The 18,372-nt window shown below is 61.7% G+C and carries 19 protein-coding genes; 7 read left to right on the top strand and 12 right to left on the bottom strand.

The window, feature by feature from the left end; translation table 11 throughout:
- Positions 1–10: 10 nt before the first annotated feature.
- Positions 11–220, bottom strand: coding sequence for a transposase (locus ACZ5SR_RS15270; RefSeq protein ID WP_464449473.1), 210 nt, complete (start codon positions 218–220; stop codon positions 11–13).
- A gap of 258 nt (positions 221–478) precedes the next feature.
- On the opposite strand from ACZ5SR_RS15270, the gene ACZ5SR_RS15265 reads away from it, so the two are divergent.
- Positions 479–1,429 carry an IS30 family transposase gene (locus ACZ5SR_RS15265; RefSeq protein WP_464448415.1) on the top strand — a complete coding sequence of 317 codons (951 nt, stop codon included), beginning with the start codon at positions 479–481 and terminating at the stop codon, positions 1,427–1,429.
- A 246-nt stretch (positions 1,430–1,675) separates the two neighbouring features.
- On the opposite strand, the gene ACZ5SR_RS15260 is transcribed toward ACZ5SR_RS15265, so the two are convergent.
- Together ACZ5SR_RS15260 and ACZ5SR_RS15255 are read right to left on the bottom strand one after the other, a co-directional pair.
- The gene (locus ACZ5SR_RS15260; RefSeq protein ID WP_464449472.1) at positions 1,676–2,125 is read right to left on the bottom strand and encodes a MarR family winged helix-turn-helix transcriptional regulator; all 450 of its coding nucleotides are present in this window, start codon (positions 2,123–2,125) and stop codon (positions 1,676–1,678) included.
- Complete coding sequence (locus tag ACZ5SR_RS15255; protein WP_464449471.1) at positions 2,122–2,706, bottom strand: flavin reductase family protein; 585 nt, start codon at positions 2,704–2,706, stop codon at positions 2,122–2,124. Before ACZ5SR_RS15255 ends, ACZ5SR_RS15260 begins: the two co-directional genes overlap by 4 nt.
- 71 nt (positions 2,707–2,777) lie before the next feature.
- Between ACZ5SR_RS15255 and ACZ5SR_RS15250 the strand changes: the two genes are divergently transcribed.
- From ACZ5SR_RS15250 to ACZ5SR_RS15225, 6 genes are all read left to right on the top strand, one after another.
- A complete protein-coding gene (locus ACZ5SR_RS15250; protein ID WP_464449470.1) occupies positions 2,778–3,863 on the top strand; it encodes a M29 family metallopeptidase in 1,086 nt (361 codons plus the stop codon).
- Positions 3,860–4,657 carry an alpha/beta fold hydrolase gene (locus tag ACZ5SR_RS15245; protein WP_464449469.1) on the top strand — a complete coding sequence of 266 codons (798 nt, stop codon included), beginning with the start codon at positions 3,860–3,862 and terminating at the stop codon, positions 4,655–4,657. Before ACZ5SR_RS15250 ends, ACZ5SR_RS15245 begins: the two co-directional genes overlap by 4 nt.
- 32 nt (positions 4,658–4,689) lie before the next feature.
- On the top strand, positions 4,690–5,922 hold the full coding sequence (locus tag ACZ5SR_RS15240; RefSeq protein ID WP_464451067.1) for an acyl-CoA dehydrogenase family protein: 1,233 nt from the start codon (positions 4,690–4,692) through the stop codon (positions 5,920–5,922).
- A complete protein-coding gene (locus tag ACZ5SR_RS15235; protein ID WP_464449468.1) occupies positions 5,922–7,460 on the top strand; it encodes a class I adenylate-forming enzyme family protein in 1,539 nt (512 codons plus the stop codon). Before ACZ5SR_RS15240 ends, ACZ5SR_RS15235 begins: the two co-directional genes overlap by 1 nt.
- Before the next feature lie 130 nt (positions 7,461–7,590).
- Positions 7,591–8,556, top strand: a complete 966-nt coding sequence (locus tag ACZ5SR_RS15230) for a Bug family tripartite tricarboxylate transporter substrate binding protein (RefSeq protein WP_464451066.1) — start codon at positions 7,591–7,593, stop codon at positions 8,554–8,556.
- Positions 8,556–9,527: an alpha/beta fold hydrolase gene (locus tag ACZ5SR_RS15225; RefSeq protein ID WP_464449467.1), complete on the top strand. Its 972-nt coding sequence runs from the start codon at positions 8,556–8,558 to the stop codon at positions 9,525–9,527. Before ACZ5SR_RS15230 ends, ACZ5SR_RS15225 begins: the two co-directional genes overlap by 1 nt.
- 12 nt (positions 9,528–9,539) lie before the next feature.
- On the opposite strand, the gene ACZ5SR_RS15220 is transcribed toward ACZ5SR_RS15225, so the two are convergent.
- The 9 genes from ACZ5SR_RS15220 to argS all read right to left on the bottom strand — a co-directional run bounded on the left by ACZ5SR_RS15220 (position 9,540) and on the right by argS (position 18,273).
- Complete coding sequence (locus tag ACZ5SR_RS15220) at positions 9,540–10,313, bottom strand: YecA/YgfB family protein (protein ID WP_464449466.1); 774 nt, start codon at positions 10,311–10,313, stop codon at positions 9,540–9,542.
- A 15-nt stretch (positions 10,314–10,328) separates the two neighbouring features.
- Complete coding sequence (locus tag ACZ5SR_RS15215; RefSeq protein WP_464449465.1) at positions 10,329–10,772, bottom strand: PIN domain-containing protein; 444 nt, start codon at positions 10,770–10,772, stop codon at positions 10,329–10,331.
- On the bottom strand, positions 10,769–12,070 hold the full coding sequence (locus ACZ5SR_RS15210; RefSeq protein WP_464449464.1) for a THUMP domain-containing class I SAM-dependent RNA methyltransferase: 1,302 nt from the start codon (positions 12,068–12,070) through the stop codon (positions 10,769–10,771). The genes ACZ5SR_RS15215 and ACZ5SR_RS15210 overlap by 4 nt, the downstream gene beginning before the upstream one ends.
- A 10-nt stretch (positions 12,071–12,080) precedes the next feature.
- Positions 12,081–13,622 (bottom strand): RNA polymerase factor sigma-54, encoded by a 1,542-nt coding sequence (locus tag ACZ5SR_RS15205; RefSeq protein ID WP_464449463.1) that lies wholly within the window; start codon positions 13,620–13,622, stop codon positions 12,081–12,083.
- A 37-nt stretch (positions 13,623–13,659) separates the two neighbouring features.
- Positions 13,660–14,418 (bottom strand): LPS export ABC transporter ATP-binding protein, encoded by a 759-nt coding sequence (gene lptB / locus ACZ5SR_RS15200; protein ID WP_464449462.1) that lies wholly within the window; start codon positions 14,416–14,418, stop codon positions 13,660–13,662.
- The gene (gene lptA / locus ACZ5SR_RS15195; protein ID WP_464449461.1) at positions 14,415–15,044 is read right to left on the bottom strand and encodes a lipopolysaccharide transport periplasmic protein LptA; all 630 of its coding nucleotides are present in this window, start codon (positions 15,042–15,044) and stop codon (positions 14,415–14,417) included. The genes lptB and lptA overlap by 4 nt, the downstream gene beginning before the upstream one ends.
- Positions 15,045–15,198: 154 nt before the next feature.
- On the bottom strand, positions 15,199–15,873 hold the full coding sequence (locus ACZ5SR_RS15190; protein ID WP_464449460.1) for a thiol:disulfide interchange protein DsbA/DsbL: 675 nt from the start codon (positions 15,871–15,873) through the stop codon (positions 15,199–15,201).
- A 28-nt stretch (positions 15,874–15,901) separates the two neighbouring features.
- A complete protein-coding gene (locus ACZ5SR_RS15185; protein WP_464449459.1) occupies positions 15,902–16,552 on the bottom strand; it encodes an SPOR domain-containing protein in 651 nt (216 codons plus the stop codon).
- Between the two features lie 11 nt (positions 16,553–16,563).
- Positions 16,564–18,273, bottom strand: a complete 1,710-nt coding sequence (gene argS / locus ACZ5SR_RS15180) for an arginine--tRNA ligase (protein ID WP_464449458.1) — start codon at positions 18,271–18,273, stop codon at positions 16,564–16,566.
- Positions 18,274–18,372: the final 99 nt, after the last annotated feature.

Genomic DNA, 18,372 nt, shown 5'->3' with positions numbered 1-18,372 from the left:
TTTTCGAAGCTCAACACAAGAGCCCATCAAGCTGTTGATTAGCCCAGTCTTTAAACCTTGGCCGGGGCCCACCAATGCCGTGCAGCCGGTAGTGACTCACCCAATTGCGGATCTTCTCTTCAGGCACTGACCATTGTCGCGCCAAGAGCTTTGCGCTACCGTCCCCAGCCAAAAAGCGCTTGACTAACTTGAGCTTAAATTCTGTTTGGTACTTCTTCATAAAACCCTTCAAAGTTTGTCTAACTTCTGGGGGGCAGTTCAAATTCGGGGCAATTCATAATGGGTACAAATGATGGTGGTTAGTGATTGCCATCATGTTCTCTCGGTCTCATTTCGGTCATCTGAGTTTTAGGGTCGTTTAGCCAACTCAATGAAAGGCGGATTCAAGTACGAGGTGCAACAAAGATGAACCCGGTGATGGGTGGCTGAGGATGTCAAGGCATCATGGCCACTCAAACCGCCAAGTCCAAGTTGCCAGATGTACAAGCACCTCAGCCGAGAAGAACGATACCAAATTCACAGCCTTTTGAAAGCCAAACAGACCATTAGCGAGATTGCCCGATCCCTGGGCAGGAACCGCAGCACCATCAGCCGCGAACTCAGCCGTGGTCGTGGCCAGCGTGGCTACCGCGCCGAACAAGCCTGCGCCAAGGCGTCTGAGCGAGCACAGCGCAGCCGTAATGCCCGCCGTGTAGATTCCAAGGTCTGGTCCGATGTGGATTTCTACCTGGGCATTCAATGGAGCCCCGAGCAGATTGCAGGCAAGGTGGCGGTCAGCCATGAGAGCGTCTATTTGCATGTCTATGCGAACAAGGCTGCCGGTGGTGATTTACACACGCACCTGCGCAGCCAAAAGCCCCGGCGCAAACGCCACCTGTGCGGGCGTGACAGGCGTGGCCAGATCCCGAACCGCCGCCCGATCAGCGAGAGACCAAGTCACATTGAAGATCGCAAGCAAGTGGGCCACTGGGAGGGAGATACCGTCATTGGCGCGGCTCACAAACAAGCCATCGTGACACTGGTAGAACGCAAGAGTGGCTTTGCTGTGCTGGCCAAAGTGCCCAACAAGTCTGCCGATTTGGTGGGCCGGGCCATTGAAGCCAAGCTCAAGCCCGTGAACTCACGGGTGAAGACCTTGACGGTGGACAACGGCAAGGAGTTTGCCGATCACCAGGCCATCGATCAGGCCCTTGGCATCCAGACTTACTTTGCCGATCCGTATTGCAGCTGGCAGCGCGGCAGCAACGAGAACTTCAATGGTTTGCTGCGCCAATACATTCCCAAAAAGCGGCGCATGGAAACTGTCACCGATGAGGAGTTGACTATGATCGAAAACAGATTGAATCACCGGCCCAGAAAGCGGCTCGGATTCAAGACGCCATACGAGGTGTTTCACGCCTCGTTGAACCGTGTTGCACTTCGTCCTTGAATCCACCAAATATTTTTGTTTTCGTAAATTTATATTTTAATTTTAAATATTATTGTATGCAATGCGTATGCAGACTCGCGCCATTGCACTCTTGGCCGATTACGGTTCAAAAGCTAGTCTGAGCCAATGTCAGCAACCACTGCAAATCAGCCAACATGCCACTTTCTCAGCAGTACACCGCCGGGCATCAGGGGGCCGCAGCAAAGAGCCGTTTCCAAGCAGCAGGCCTCAAACCCCAAAAGCCCCTCAGCTCTCACCAGAACTGCTATTCGCCGCAATCAAGCTCTCCAACATCAGCTTGAGTTGATGAGCCGGGTCCGAACCCAAAGCAGACACCACCTGCGCTTCGTGCGCTTTGGCTTGCTTCAGCAGGGGCTGCACTTTGCGCCGACCTGCGGCCGTGAGGCTGACTAGGCTTTGCCGTTTGTCGTGTGCGGCGTCGCAGCGCTTGACCCACCCGGCGTCTTGCATGCGGCCCACCAGCTTGGTCACGGTGGGTTGTTTGGCCAGCACGATGCTGGCGAGTTCGTTGATGCTCAAACTGTCTTTGCCTGACAGGCTGGCCATGACGCGCCACTCCATCAGGCTGAGGCCGCTGGCCTCAACCACGGCGTGGAATTCGCTCGAAATCAAATGGCTGGCACGCGCCAGCAGGTAGGCCAGGTAGTCGTCGACAAAGCCTGGCTCGGTGGTCATGGCAGTGGTTTGTGCAGAGGTGTCGTAGTACTGAACTGCCCGCCCTGGTAAACGAGTGGGGCAGAGCCATCGCTGAAGCCGCAGCGCTCCACCTCGCCCACAAAAATCACATGGTCGCCTTCTTCGTGGCGGCTGCGGTTGTGGCATTCAAACCAAGCCAGTGCCCCATCCAAAATGGGCAAGCCCGACTCGCCCAGCGTGTAAGCGGTGTCGGCAAAGCGGTCGCCCTTGCCGAAGGCAAAACGGTTGCACACCTCCAGCTGATCGGCGGCCAACACGTTCACCACGTAATGCGTGCCCGCATGGAAGAGCGGTGCGCTGCTGGCGCCTTGCCCCAGGCTCCACAGCACCAGCGGCGGCGTGAGCGACACCGAGTTGAATGAACTGGCGGTGATGCCCACAAAGTTGCTGCTGGCCGAATCGCCCTTGCGTGCACCCGGCGCGAACGTGGTGATGACGGTCACACCCGTTGCAAAGCGCGACAGGGCTTGCTTGAAATGCGGCGTTTCAAAGTCTGGGCTCAGCGCTTTAATATGGGATGGGGGGGCTTGGTGCATGGGTTGATCATAGTTGAATTGCATGAATTTTCATATAAACTGGCCATTCATGCCTGCAGGTGAGCCGTTCAGCGCTGCAGGCCAAGGAGACAAGCATGCTGGTGGAACGAATCGAAAACAGGTGGCTCGCGGCGTTTACCCGCACCTTCACGCTGTGCAAGGTGCAGCCCGGTGAGGTGGTCGCCATTTTGGCCGAAACCCAATCACGCCGGGTCAACGTGGACTTGGCCCGCCTTGCGCTGGAGGCCATGGGGGCCAAGGTGTTTGAGTTGACGCTGACCACGCCACCCTTGACCGCCCCCGCGCCTGTGCGCTCCACTGGCGCCAGCGACGCGATTGGGCAGCTGGGCCCGGTGGTGGCCGCGCTGGCCCGCGCCGACATGGTGGTGGACTGCACCGTCGAGGGCCTGCTGCACGCCCCCGAGCTGCCCACCATCATGAAGGGCGTGGACGGGCACATGCCGCGCCTGTTGATGGTGTCGAATGAGCACCCCGAAATTTTGGAACGCACCGTGCCCGATCCGGCGCTCGAAGGTGTGGTGCGCTCGGCCATGAAAAAGCTCCGTGCCGCGCAGCAGATGCATGTGACGTCTGCCGCAGGCACCGACCTGCGCGTGAACCTGAAACACGGCGACAAACAAGCCGTGGTGGGCGGTGTGTGGGGCTTTTGCCCCAAGCCTGGCATGGTCTCGCACTGGCCTGCGGGCTTGGCACTGGCGTTCCCGGCAGCGGGCAGCGTCAACGGCACGCTGGTCATGGCCCCGGGTGACGTGAACCTGACCTTCAAGCAATACCTGCGCGACACGATCCGCTTGACCATCGAGAACGACAGCGTGGTGGCCATCGAGGGGCAGGGCGTGGACGTGGACATGATGCGCGGTTACTACAAAGCCTGGGAAGACGCCGAGGGCCACCGCGCCGCCTACGCGGTCTCGCATGTGGGCTTTGGCCTGAACCCGGCCGCACGCTGGGACGCGATGGCGTTTTACGACAAGCGCGACTGCAACGGCACCGAGCTGCGGGCCTTTGCGGGCAACTTTTTGTACTCCACCGGGGCCAACGAGGTCGCGGGCCGCCACACGCTGGGCCATTTCGATTTGCCCATGCGCGGCTGCACCATTCGGCTCGACGACACCGTGGTGGTGGATGCCGGGCAGGTCGTGAGCGCGGCGCTGGCATGAAAGCACCAGCCTTTACCGATGTGGGCTTGCCCACACAGCCTGCTGTGGTGTTTCTGCACGGCGTGGGCGGTGGCAGGCAGGGCTGGGCACAGCAGCAAACGCATGTGGCCCAAATGGGTTGGCGCAGCCTGGCCTGGGACATGCCCGGCTATGGCGACAGCGCCATGGTCACCCCCTATGACTTCGCGCACCTGGCGCAAGCTCTCTGGCAGATGCTCGACGCGGCGCACATCGACCAAGCCGTGTTGGTGGGCCATAGCATGGGGGCCATGGTCGCCTTGCAAGCCTGGACGCAAAAGCCAGAGCGCATCACTGGTTTGCTGTTGGCCGCCAGCAGCCCTGCTTTTGGCAACACAGACGGCGATTTCCAAAAGCAGTTTTTGGCGCAGCGCCTGGCCCCGCTGGAAGCGGGCAAAACCATGGGCAACATCGCTGACATGCTGATCCCCACCATGGCCGCACCCGGTGGTGAAGCTGCCCACACGGTCCCTCCCAATCTGAAGTCGGCGCACCAAAGCATGTCTGCTGTGCCGCCCGACACTTACCGCGCTGCCTTGCATGCGCTGGTGCAGTTCGAGCAACGCGCCGCCTTGCCTACCATCACCGTGCCGGTGTTGTGCCTGGCCGCTGAACACGACCGCACCGCGCCGCCCACCGTGATGGAACGCATGGCGCAAAAGATCCCCGGTGGGCGCTACGCCTGTTTGGCGGGCGCGGGCCATTTGCTGCATTACGAACAGCCCGAGGCGTTCAACGCCGAACTTGAAACATTCTTGAAGGACATGCAACCATGACCGACGTCCAAGCTCCCGCACAAAGAACCGTTATGCCGATTTGTGGAGACGACTATCCGCTGACAGAGAAACAGCAAAAGCTGATGGCGCTGGCCCGGCAGCTGGGCCGCGAGAAATTCGCCCCCCGCGCCGCGCAACTCGACCGCGACGCGCAGTTCCCATTCGCCAACTACGACGACATGCGTGACTCCGGCCTGCTGGCGCTGTGTGTGCCCGAAGCGCATGGCGGCCAGGGTGCCGACTACGCGACGTATGCGATGGTGTCCGCCGAAATCGGTCGCTACTGCGGGGCCACTGCGCTCACTTTCAACATGCATGTCTGCACCATGCTCTGGAGCGGTCTGCTGTCTGAAGACCTGGAGATGACACCCGAGCAGCGCGCCACCCACCGCAAGCACCAGGCCACGCACTTTGCCCGCGTGGTGAAAGACGGCGCGATTTACGCGCAACCGTTTTCTGAAGGCGGCGCTGCGGCATCAGGGGCGCAACCCTTTGGCACCATTGCTGTGAAGGTCGATGGCGGCTGGAAGGTCAACGGTAAGAAGATTTTCGCTTCGTTGTCGGATGCTGCCGATTACTTTGGCGTGCTGTGCACCGAGAAGAAAGAGGGCGCTGATCTGTCGCGCCGCGACACGCTGTACCTGGCCATCCCGCGCACCTCGCCGGGTTTGACCATCGAAGGCGACTGGGACCCGCTCGGCATGCGCGCCACGGTATCGCGCAACTTGATTTTCAAAGACGTGTTCGTGCCCGACGATGCGGCGCTCATGCCTCAGGGTCTGTACTTCCAGGCCGCCAGCCGTTGGCCGCACATGTTCATGACGCTCTCGCCCACTTACATGGGCATCGCGCAGGCGGCGTACGACTTCACCGTGGCTTATCTGCGTGGCGAGATGGCGGGCACCGGCCCTGTCAAACGCCGCCAGTTCGCCACCAAACAGATCGCCGTGGCCGAGATGTTCATCAAGCTCGAACAAACCCGCAACCTGTTCTTGCGTGCGATTGAAGACGCGAAGGTCGATCCAGCCAAGTCCACCCGCTTGCGGGCCTACGCTGCGCAGTACACCATCATGGAAAACGCGCAAGACATTGCCCGCCTGGCGATCCGCACCTGCGGCGGTCAGTCCATGCTCAAGAGCCTGCCGCTGGAACGCCTGTACCGCGATGCACGCTGCGGCTCGCTCATGCTGCCCTGGACGGCCGAGCTGTGCATGGACCGCATCGGCCGCGAAGCTCTGTACGAACCCGGCGAAAAAGACGAGTGATGGTGGCAGAAGAAACCAGCCCCCTCGCGGCCCGCTTTGCGCAGCTCGCGCACGAGCGCGGCGCGCAGCCAGCCATGACCTTCAGGGGCGACGATCGCAAGCCTGATCAGACCTTTGAATACGACTTCGCCAAATTCTGGCGGCGCGTGGCACGCGTCACCGCGCACCTGCAGTCCAGCTGGAATGTGCAGCCCGGTGACCGCGTGGCTTGGCTGGGCTTTAACCACGAGCTGCAGCTGGTCACGCTGGTGGCTTGTGCCCGTTTGGGTGCGGTCTTTTTGCCGCTGAACTTTCGCCTCGCGGTGCCCGAGTTGCAGCAGGTCATGGCCGACGCGCAGCCGCGCCTGCTGGTGCACGACGGCCACCATGCGGGCACAGCCCTTGCGCTGCAGGCCGAAGGTTTGAAGCACACCCACCACGACACGTTGATCGCCAGTGCAGCACCACGCGGCCTGCCATTGCCTGACGTTCACAGTGACATGCCGCTGCTGCTGGTCTACACCTCGGGCACCACGGGTGTACCCAAGGGCGCGGTGCACACACAAGCGGCGCTGCTGGCCAACGCCCGCGCCAGCGCATGGGCGCATGAGTTTGTAGAAGGCGACAAGGTGCTGTCCACGTTGCCCATGTTCCATGTGGGGGGCCTGTGCATCCAGACCTTGCCCGCGCTGCTGGCCGGGGTTCAGGTCGTGCTGCACCCGCGCTTTGACGCGACGGCTTGGCTCCATGAGATGACCACCAGCCGCCCTTCGCTGTCGCTTCTGGTGCCCGCCACCATGCGCGCCCTGTTTGAACACCCGCGCTGGGCCGACACCTCGCTCGCTTGCCTGCGGGGCATCATGACCGGCTCGTCCACCGTGCCTGTGGCCTACCTGGAGACGCTGCACGCACGCGGTGTGCCGGTGGGCCAGGTCTACGGCACCACCGAAACCGGCCCCGTGTCCATCGTGCTGCGCTTGCCCCAGGCCATGGCCCGCGTCGGCGCGTCGGGCTGGCCGCACCCCGAAGCTCAGGTCAAGCTGATCGACGTGCAAGGCCATGAAGTTGGCCCTGGTGAAACGGGCGAGGTCTGTATCTGCGCTGCCAACCTGATGCAAGGCTACTGGCGTGCCGATGGTGAGCCCAACACGGGTTTGCAGGACGGCTGGTTCCATTCAGGTGACTTGGGCCAGCGTGCCGAAGACGGCTGCATCACCATCGTGGGCCGCAGCAAAGACATGATCATCTCGGGCGGTGAAAACATCTACCCGGCCGAAATCGAAAACCAGCTCGTCACTTTGCCCGGCGTGGCCGAGAACGCGGTGGTCGGCGTGGCCGATGTCCGCTGGGGCGAAGTGCCTGTGGCGGTGCTGGTGCGCAGTGCAGATGTGGCTGGGCAGGGCTTGACGTCCGAGGCGGTGATGCAGCACCTGCAAAGCCGCATCGCCCGCTTCAAGTTGCCGCGCCGCGTGGTCTTCTTGGACAGTCTGCCCAAGAGTGCCTTGGGCAAGGTGCAAAAGCCCGCTTTGCAGGCCCTTTTGACCGGGACAAACCCTTAAAAACCGCCTCTTTCTTCGCGTGCGTGACAGCGTTGTCACACCTGCATGGCATCATCATCGGATGCATCAAAACAAGGAGATACGCATGGTTCAACTGTCCCGTCATTTCACCCGTCGTCCTGTCTTGGGCATGGCAGCGGCTATTCTTTTGTCGACCACTTCAGCAGCCTGGGCGCAAACCGCCTGGCCTAACAAACCGGTCAAGATCGTGGTGCCCTTTGCGCCTGGCGGTACCACCGACATCCTGGCCCGCGCCATCGCACCCGATTTGGCCAAAGCCTTTGGTCAGCAGTTCGTCATCGAAAACAAAGGCGGCGCAGGCGGCAACCTCGGGGCCGAGCAAGTGGCCAAGTCGGCAGGCGACGGCTACACCCTGCTCATGGGCACGGTGGGCACGCACGGCATCAACCGCGCCCTGTACGCCAAGCTGCCCTACGACCCCTTTAAGGACTTCGCCCCCATCACACTGGTGGCGGGTGTGCCCAACGTGATGGTGGTCAACGCCGAAAAAGCAGCGGCCAACAAGATCAACAACGTCAAAGACTTCATCCAGTACGCCAAGGCCAACCCTGGCAAGCTGAACATGGCGTCGAGTGGCAACGGCACTTCCATCCACTTGGCAGGCGAGCTGTTCAAGTCGCAGACGGGCACCTTCATGGCGCACATCCCTTACCGTGGCTCTGGCCCTGCTTTGCTGGACTTGGCGGGCGGCAGCATGGACGTGATGTTCGACAACCTGCCCTCGGCCATGCAGCTCATCAAGGCGGGCAAGCTCAAGGCCTTGGCCGTGACCAGCGCCCAGCGCTCGGCAGCCTTGCCTGAGATGCCCACGGTGGAAGAGGCTGCAGGACTCAAAGGCTTTGAAGCCAGCAGCTGGTTCGGTTTGCTGGCCCCGGCTGGCACACCCGCCGATGTGGTCAGCCGCATTCAGCAAGAAGTCGCCAAATCACTGGCCACGCCGGCCATGAAAGAGCGCCTGGCAACCCTGGGTGCGATTCCGAGCGGCAACACACCTGCACAGTTTGCGGCGCTGATCGATGCCGAGCACAAGAAGTGGGCCGAAGTCGTGAAAGCCTCGGGCGCCAAGGTCGACTGATGGCCTGGTTTGAGGGCTTCGAGCAGCAAACGCTCACGGTGGCGGGCTTGCCGGTCTGTTTTCGGCGTTCGGCCGATTGGGCTGCGCAAGCGCACCTGCCCGTGCTGGTGTTGCTCCACGGCTTTCCGCAAACCCATGTCATGTGGCACCGCGTCGCGCAAAACTTGCGCGGCCGTTACCGCTTGGTCATGCCCGACCTGCGTGGCTACGGTGATTCATCGCATGCGGTCGGTGATGCGCAGCACCTGCACTACAGCAAACGCGCCATGGCACAAGAGGTGGTGAGCTTGCTCGATGCCTTGGGCGTGGGTGACTTCTTTTTGTGCGGGCACGACCGTGGCGGTCGTGTGGCCCATCGGCTGGCGCTTGACCATGCCCAGCGCGTCAAAAAGTTGTGCGTGATCGACATCGCACCCACTTTTGACATGTACAGCGGTCTGTGGGGGAAAACACCCGAAGTGTCAGGCCCAGTGGCCGACCCTTATTTTGCGTTTGCGCAGGCCTACTACCACTGGTTCCACCTGACACAACCCGCGCCATTGCCGGAGTTCATGATCGGCGGCAACCCCAAGGCCTACTTGCACGCCAAGCTCGGCGGTTGGGGCAGCCAAGGCATGGGCTACATCGAAGCCGAAGCACTGGCCGAGTACGAGCGCGCTTTTTGCAACCCTGCGCTCAACGACAAGGGCTGGTCAGCCGCCATCCACAGCGCGGCCGAAGACTACCGTGCCAGCGCAGGCATCGACCTGCAACACGACCGCGAAGGTCGCGAGCGTGGCGACAAAATCGCCTGCGACACGCTGGTCTTGTGGGGCAATCGGGGCGTGGTCAATCGCATGTTCAAGCCCGTTGAGCTGTGGCAAGCGCAGTGCGCAGGCCATGTGGCGGGGCAGGTCATGGCCTCTGGCCACTTCATCCCCGAAGAACTGCCCGAAGCCACCAGCGACGCGCTGGCTCAGTGGAGGGCTTGAGGGCGTTTAGCCTCAAGCCCCGCAGCACTTTTTGTATTTCTTGCCGCTGCCGCACGAACACGCATCGTTGCGGCCCGGTGTGGCTTCTTTGATGACCTGGGCCACACGCGGGCCAATGTTGCGCCAGATCTCGCGCAGGTCATACACCGCCCACAGCGCCTCGCCATAAGCGTTCAGGCGCTCTTCGCTCACGCTGGGTGGGCCGTCTTCAGACAAAGCCGACAGGGTTGGCACCGCGTCGTCGTCTTCGGTCAGGGCCACGATGGCTTCGAGCGACAGGTCGTACCACTTGGCCGCGTCTTTGTCCTTGGGCGTGGCCCACTCTTCTGGCCAGTTTTCCACTGCGAACATGAAGCCCAGCGCCCACACCTGTGCAAACGAGGGGATCTCGCTGTCGTCGATTTCTTCGCGCTCTTCGGGCGGCAGCGAGGCGATCGCACCACGCACGTCCATCACTTCGGGGGCGTAGGCCTTGTCGTCGTCCAGCGCTTCCACGGGGGTGTCCAGGGCCAGCTTGATTTCGTCAAAGCGGCGCTGCCACAAAGCCATGAACTGCTGGCGCTGGGCGTCGTCGGCAAAGCTGCCGCCATCCTCACCCTCGTCCACGCCCAGCAGCATGGGCAGCCATTCGGCATCGGGAATGGCGCGGCGGCAGCACACCAGCGCGGCCATGAAACCCTCGCAAAATTCCCATTGAGGTGTCTCTTCAAACCGCTCGCGCAGATCGTCCAAGATGTTGTCCAGGGTGTCAAAGTCTTCGGCTTCCAAGCCAGCGGTCGTGTTCATGGTGTGTTCCTGTGTTCAGGCGGGAATTGTAGTGACCGGGTTCAGCGCCACGCCGCAGCGCTCCAGGCGCTTTTTCATGCAGAGCACTTGTGCGTCTTTGCTGTGCAGGGCAGCCGTGTGGGCAACGGCCAGATCGATGAATTTCTGGTCGTCGGTGTCTTTGCAGGCGTAGGGCGCTTTGGGCGCGTCGGGCTGCAGCTGAACATGGCGGTCAAAGTGCGCCAGCACGGTGTCGGCGGGCAGGGCTCGGGCGGTCAAGCGCTTGACGATTTGCGGGTAGGCCAACACGCGGGCCAGCTCTTCGCGCATGGCGGCGGTGGCCAGCCACTGCGTGCTGCCGCTCTCCACGCTGGTGCGCAGTGCTTCGGCCTTGGGTTCGTCAAACACCCACAGGTCGAGCACGATATTGGTGTCCAGCACGCGCCGCACCGGGGCTTGCGCATCTGCGGCAGCGCTCATGACGCAGGCGTTTCGTCAGCCCCCGGTGTGTCGGCGTTGGGGGCTGCATTGCGTTTCAAGCTGCCTTTGATCATGTCAAAGCGGAACAAGCGGCATTCAATGGGGCCGTTCCACATGGGCACGCGGCGCGATTCTTTGAGGCGCATCTTGCTGGGCAGCTTCAGGTCGGGCGTGAGCATCCAGGCGCTCCAGCCGCTGTAGTTTTTCTTCCAGTGGCTGGCCAGTTGGGCAAAGAAGTCGCCGCCGTCATCGGTCTGTGCGGTTTCGCGGTGGTGGCTTTGTTCAGACGCGCGCGCGTTGGCCAGAGCTCCCGGTTGGAAACTGTCACGCCCACGCCCCGCCACACCCGCCGCCGCAATGCGCTCGCCATAAGGCGGGTTGAGCAGCATCACGCCGGGTGTTTCGCTGGGCGGCATGCGTTGAAGCGCGTCACCGCCCCGGAACTCGATCACGCCCGACACACCTGCGCGTTCGGCGTTGCGCTCGGCAAAGTCGACCATGCGGAAGGCCACATCGCTGCCGAAGACTGGCGCGGTGGGTTCGTGTTCGTTATCGCGTGCTTCTTCGATCAGGCCTTGCCAGACGTGGTTTTGGAAGGGCAGCAATTTCTCAAAGCCAAACCGCCGCTGCAAACCGGGGGCGATGCCACAAGCGATTTGCGCCGCTTCGATCGGGATGGTGCCGCTGCCGCAGCAGGGGTCGTACAGGGGGACTGTGGCGTCCCAGCCACTGGCCGCGATCATGGCGGCAGCCAATGTTTCCTTCAAAGGCGCGTCGCCTTTGTCGGTACGCCAGCCGCGCTTGAACAAAGGTTCGCCCGAGGTGTCGATGTAGAGCGTGGCCGTTTCGGGCGTCAGGTGTGCGTAGATGCGCACGTCGGGCCAGCTGGTGTCGACGCTGGGGCGCTCACCGCGTTTGGCGCGAAAGCGGTCGGCCACCGCGTCTTTGATCTTGAGGGCCGCAAAGTTCAGGCTGGTCAGCGGGCTGTGCTGCGCCGTGATGTCGATCTTGAAAGTTTGCTTGGGGGTGAACCAGATTTCCCAAGCCACGTCGCTGGCCGCGTTGTAGAGGTCGTTTTCGTTGCGGTAGTCGGTGACCGACAGTTGCACCAGCACACGCTGCGTCAGGCGGCTGTGCAGGTTGATGCGCATGGCATCGCGCCAGGAGGCGCGGGCCATCACACCACCGCGTCCGGTCAGCAGGTCGTGGCCCGTCAGGCCGGTGATGGCGTGCACCTCGTCGGCCAAAAAGCCTTCAACGCCCGCGGCGCAAGGCATGAACAGGTTCAATGAATTCACTCAAATACTCTCAAAGGGTTTTGCGCAGGTTCGCAGGCGCGATCTTCAGGGCTTCACGGTACTTGGCCACCGTGCGACGTGCGCAGTCGATGCCTTGTTCTTTCAGCATCTCGGAAATCTGGTTGTCTGACAGGGGCTTGGCGGGTTTTTCGGCCGCGACAAACTGCTTGATGAGCGCCCGCACGGCGGTGCTGGATGCCGCGCTGCCGCTGTCGGTGCCCAGGCCCGAGCCAAAGAAATACTTCAGCTCAAACGTGCCTTGCGGCGTGGACATGTACTTGGCCGTGGTCACACGGCTGATGGTGGACTCGTGCATGCCCAGCTCGTCGGCGATCTCGCGCAGCACCAGCGGGCGCATGGCCAGCTCGCCGTGCGTCAAGAAGTTCTTTTGCCGCTCCACAATGGCGGTGGACACGCGCAAGATGGTGTCAAAGCGCTGTTGGATGTTCTTGATGAACCAGCGTGCTTCTTGCAGGCGCTGCTGAAGACCCGCATGGTTGTCGCCCTTGCCGCCGCGCAAAGCGTTGGCATAGATGTCGTGTACGCGCAGCTTGGGCATGACATCGGGGTTGAGCTGGATGCGGAATTTGGGCGTGGCCGTCTTGCTGGTGTTGACCACCAACACATCGGGAATGATGATGTTTTGCTCGGCCTGCACAAAGGGGCGACCGGGTTTGGGCTCGAGCCGGGCGATGAAGGGGATCGCGCTTTTGACCACGGCTTCGCTCAGGCCGCAGGCCGCCGCCAAACGCTTGTAATCGCGCTTGGCCAACATTTCCAGTGGCTGCGCGCAAACGGCCAGCGCTGCTTGGGCCACTTCATCTTGAGGGTCGTCTTTGAGCCAGGCCTTGACTTGGATGCGCAGGCATTCGGCCAAGTCGCGCGCGCCCACGCCCACGGGTTCGAGCGACTGCAGCAAGCCCAGTGCCACGGTGAAACGGTGCACCAGCTCGTCGATCTGTTCGTAGTCGTCGCTGCCCGCCAAGCTGGCCGCCAACTCGGGCAGGGTGTCGGTCAGGTAGCCGTCGTCGTTGAGCGACTCGATCAGAAAGCGCAGTGCGGCGCGGTCCACTTCGGACAGGCGCAGCGACAAGGCCTGGCGGTGCAAAAAGTCGGTCAGGGACCCGCTGCTGCGGGCCAGGTCAATCGCGTCGGCGGTTTCCTCGCCGTTGTTTTGTCGTGGTGTGGCGTCGCCACCCCACTCGCTGTCGTCGGGGCGCATGTCCACGCTGCCGTCGCCGTCCCAGCTCTCGGCCACATCGGTCACGGCTTCGTCGCGGGTTTCGCTGGCGCTGTCGTCGCTGCTGCTGGCTGTGCTGGCGCTTTCACTCACCCGGTCTCCCAAGCTGACGTGGGTGTCGGCCTGGTCCAGGCCAAAGGCTTCGGCCGTGGCTTCTTCTTCGGCGCGCTCCAGAAACGGGTTGTCGTCCAGCATTTGGTCGACCTCTTGCGACAGCTCCAGCGTAGACAGCTGCAGCAGGCGGATCGATTGTTGCAACTGGGGCGTGAGCGCCAGGTGCTGGGACATGCGAAGCGACAGGCCGGGTTTCATGGCTGTGCGCTCTGGTTGTGGACGCGTGGGGTGTTCATCACATCCTGAAGTGTTCGCCCAGGTACACCCGGCGCACATCGGCGTTGGTCACGATCTCGTCGGGCGTGCCCTCAGCCAGCACGCGACCTTCGCTGATGATGTAGGCGTGGTCGCAAATGCCCAGGGTTTCGCGCACGTTGTGGTCGGTGATGAGCACGCCAATGCCACGCTGTTTGAGGAAGGCAATGATGCGCTGAATCTCGATCACGGCAATCGGGTCGATACCGGCAAAGGGTTCGTCCAACAAAATGAAGCGCGGGTTGGTGGCCAAGGCGCGGGCAATCTCCACGCGGCGGCGTTCACCACCCGACAGCGCCACCGCAGGCGAGTCCCGCAGGTGGTCGACACGCAAATCGCCCAGCAATTCGGTCAGGTGTTTTTCGATGTCGGCAGACGACAAGCCTTGGCCCTGGTCGTTGGTTTGCAGCTCCAAAATGGCGCGCACGTTCTCGGCCACCGTCAGCTTGCGAAAGATGGAGGCTTCTTGTGGCAGGTATGACAAGCCCATGCGCGAGCGCTTGTGGATGGGCATGCGTGTGACGTCTTCGCCGTCGATCAGGATCTGCCCGCCATCGGCCCGCACCAGGCCCACGATCATGTAAAACGAGGTGGTTTTGCCTGCGCCGTTGGGGCCGAGCAGACCAACGACTTCGCCTTTGTCCACTTGCACCGACACGTCATGCACCACTTTGCGGCTGCCATAGGCTTTTTGCAGGTGGTGGGCTTCCAGCCGACTGGTGACCACAGGCTCGCTCATGGCTTGGTGCCCTCACGGGTGCCAGGGCTGACCCGCAGTGCTGGGATGGGTGTTGACGGTGCAACTGGCGTGGCGGCTGGGTTGGTTTTTCTGGGCGTGAGCACTGCGCGCACACGTTGGTCGCGTGGGTCGGTGGCTTTGCCGCCAGCGGCGGGGCGGTCCACGGTCATCACTTCGGTGGTGTTGTTGAACACGATCTTCTGGCCGTTGATCTGATCGGCCAGCACCGTGCCACGCAAAATTCGCACCTCGGCCCGCTGGATCAAGGTGACCACATCGGCTTGGCTGTCGTAGATGGCCATTTCGCCTTCACCTTCGGTGAATTCGTCCACCCCTTCACGCTTTTGGCGGAAGAACACCCGCTCATTGGGGGCAGCCCAGACGTGTGCGATTTGTTGGCCTTCTTTGTCTTGTTGCACTTCCATGCGTGCGCCGCGCAGCACCATCGTGCCTTTGAAGGCCACCACTTGGCCCGTGAAGATGGTGAGCAATTTGCTCTCATCGTGGCGCATGGCGTCGGCCTCGATGAGCATGGGTTTGTCCCTGTCGGCTTTCTCTGCCCAAGCAGGCATGCTGAACAAGCTCAACCCTGAGGCGAGGAGGCCGATGATGCGGAGGGTTTTCATTTGGGGCATGAATCTTGCTGAGAACGGATTTTGATTGTAGGCGTAAGCCAGGGCGTATCGGCGTCGGGCGAGGGCTTGTGGCATAAAAAAACCCGCTCAGACCGGGGTCTGGCGGGCTGGTTCTACGGCAGGACCCCGTTGTGGGCCTGTGGCCTCAGCTTTGTTTTTTGGCTGGAGCCGTTTTGCCTGGGTTGTTGCGTGACTGGGCGACCAGGGATTCCGCGACTTTGAGGGCGCGGTCCATGCTGCCTGCCAAGGTGCCATCGATGTAGTAACGCCCAGCCACACCCAAGGAGGGTACGCCTTCGACCTTGAAATCGTTTTGAAGTTGCACCGCCCGCTTGAGCTTCGAGGCCACGCCAAAAGATTTGTAAACCTCGTTGAACTTGACTTTGTCCACGCCCTGCTTTTCTGCCCAGGCCAAAACGCTGGCGTCGGTGTTGAGCATCAACTTCTCGACATGGATCGCGGCAAACACCTTGGGGTGCAGCGTTTCCATCAAGTTCATGGTCTCAATCGTGAAATACAGGCGCTGCTGGGGGGCAAAGTCGTCACGGAAAGACACGGGCATTCGGCGCACCACAACGTCTTTCGGGGCAGTTTTGGCCCATTGGGCAAAGCTGGGCTCAAAAGCATTGCAGTGCGGGCAGCTGTACCAGAAGAACTCGATGACCTCGATCTTGCCTGCACCGGCTTCGGTGGCGATGGGGCGCTCCAGCGTCAAAAAGTCCTTGCCGGACTTGAACAGGGCGGCCTGAGCCCAGGCCACAGGGGCGCTCAGCCATGCGCTGGCAGTCAGCAAGGCAGAAGAGAAGAGGCGGCGTTTCATGGTCATGCTCCAAAAGAGGGGGGCGGGTTCAGCGTTGAACTCGCACCAAGGTGTTGTCGATGCCGCTGCCTTCCAGGCGCGTGCGGATGCGATCTGCGGCGGCTTTGTCTGGGAAAGGTCCTAAGCGTACGCGATACACCGTGCGTCCTGCTTGCTCGCGTTCAGAAACCTTGGCGTCCAGACCCATTAAGGCCAACTTGGCTTTTTGGGCGTCGGCATCGTTGCTGGTTCGGTAGGCACCTACCTGGATCACGTAGTCAAAGGGGTCGGCGGCATTGGCTGGCGCAGCGGGGGTGCTCAGCCCTGATTTGGACTTGGCCAAATCACCCAACGGATCGGCAGTGACGGCCGGGCGTGGTTCGGCTTTGGCTGCATCTGGGGCGCTTTTGCCCACAGTGCCAGGGGCCGTTTTATCGGCACCTGCGTCAGGCGTGGGGGCTGCGGGTGCGGCAGGTGCTTCAGCAGGTGGCTTGGGTTGGAACACGCTGTTCGGGTTCCAGTCCTTGTTCTTTTCAGTTTCCTGCACGTCCTGGTCGTTGGTGCGGGGCTGGTTCTTGTTGGAGAAAGGTGTGGGCACCTTGGTCACATAAATGGCCACGGCCAAGGCCACGCCCAGGCCCAACACCAAACCGATGATGAAGCCCAGAAAAGTACCGCCGCGTTGGCTGTGGAGTTGCATGATCCGTCCCTTTACATTTTTTGCGGTGCCGACACACCCAGCACTTTGAGGCCGTTGCGCAGCACTTGTGCGGTGGCAGCCACCAGGGCCAAGCGCGCTTTCTTGACCGCTTCGTCGTCCACCAAAATGCGCTCGGCATCGTAGTAGCTGTGGTACTGCGAGGCCAGGTCGCGCAAATAAAACGTCACGTCGTGTGGCGCAAAGTCGGTGGCGGCCGAGGTCAGCATCTCGGGGTATTTGGCCAGGGCCAACATCAGCGCATGGGCCTGTGGGCTTTGCAGCGGCGAGAGGTCGGCGTGGGTCAGGCTGGCGATGTCGCCGCCGTCTTTTTCTTTCCAAGCCGCCAGCACCGAGCAAATGCGGGCATGGGCGTATTGCACGTAGTACACCGGGTTGTCGTTGTTTTGCGCCAGCGCCAAGTCGATGTCGAAGATGTATTCGGTGTCGGGCTTGCGGCTGAGCAAAAAGAAACGCACCGCATCCTTGCTGGTCCACTCGATCAGATCGCGCAGCGTGACGTAGCTGCCTGCGCGTTTGGAGATCTTGACTTCTTCGCCGCCGCGCATCACGCGCACCATGGTGTGCAGCACGTAGTCGGGGTAGCCCTCGGGGATGCCCACGCCTGCGGCCTGCAGGCCTGCGCGCACGCGGGCGATGGTGCCGTGGTGGTCGGTGCCCTGAATGTTCACGACGCGTGAAAAGCCGCGTTCCCACTTGGCGATGTGGTAGGCCACATCGGGCACAAAGTAGGTGTAGGTGCCGTCGCCCTTGCGCATGACGCGGTCTTTGTCGTCACCGTAGTCGGTGGATTTCAGCCACAGCGCGCCGTCTTGCTCGTAGGTCTTGCCCGCGTCCTTGAGCTTTTGCACCGCCGCATCGACCTTGCCGCTGGTGTACAGGCTGGACTCGAGGTAGTAGTTGTCAAAGCGAACGTCAAAGGCTTTCAAGTCCAGGTCTTGTTCGCGGCGCAAATAGGCCACGGCGAACTCGCGCATGCCGTCCACGTCATTCACATCGCCGCTGGCTGTGCAGCTGCGGTCGTCGGACTGAACGGTTTTGCCCGCCAGAAAATCGTTGGCGATGTCCTGGATGTAGTCGCCGTTGTAGAACGCTTTGCTTTCGGGGTTGTCCGGGTCGGTGGGCCAAGAGGCATCACCGGGTTGGATGCCCTGCGCCCGCATGTGGGTGCTCTTGGCCAGCGTGCCGATCTGAACGCCCGCGTCGTTGTAATAAAACTCGCGGTAGACCTGCAGGCCTTGTGTGGCCAGCAAATTGCAAATCGCGTCGCCCAAAGCCGCTTGGCGGCCATGGCCCACATGCAGCGGACCCGTGGGGTTGGCCGAGACGAACTCAACGAGCACCTTGTTCGGCTGGGCGGCTTGCTCGCCAAAGCATTCGGCCGCTTGCAGCACTTCGTGCACAACGGCCTGTTTGGCCGCGTCTTTGAGGCGGATGTTGATGAAGCCGGGCCCGGCGATCTCGATGGCGTCGACCCAGCGCTCGAAGGCGGGGGTGGCCAGTAAGGCGCTGCGCAGAGCTTCAGACAGTTGACGGGGGTTTTGCTTGAGGGCTTTGGCCAATTGCATGGCTGCGGTGCAGGCCAGGTCGCCATGTGCGGCCACTTTGGGCGATTCGAAGGCCGCACGCGCACCCGCGCCGGTTTGGAGTTTTTCAAGCTCAGAGGCCAGGGCCGTGAGCAAATGTTGTTTGGCAGAAAGCATAAGGCGCGATTTTACGGGCCTGGGGCTTCAGGCTGGGGTTTGCTTGGCGGGCGGGTGAATTTTGTGTGTGGAATTGCTGGTGGGCCACACCCTGGATCG

Source organism: Limnohabitans sp. TEGF002, assembly GCF_055395845.1.
Note: the sequence above shows the minus strand (reverse complement) of the source record. Positions and strands in the feature narration are given on the sequence as shown.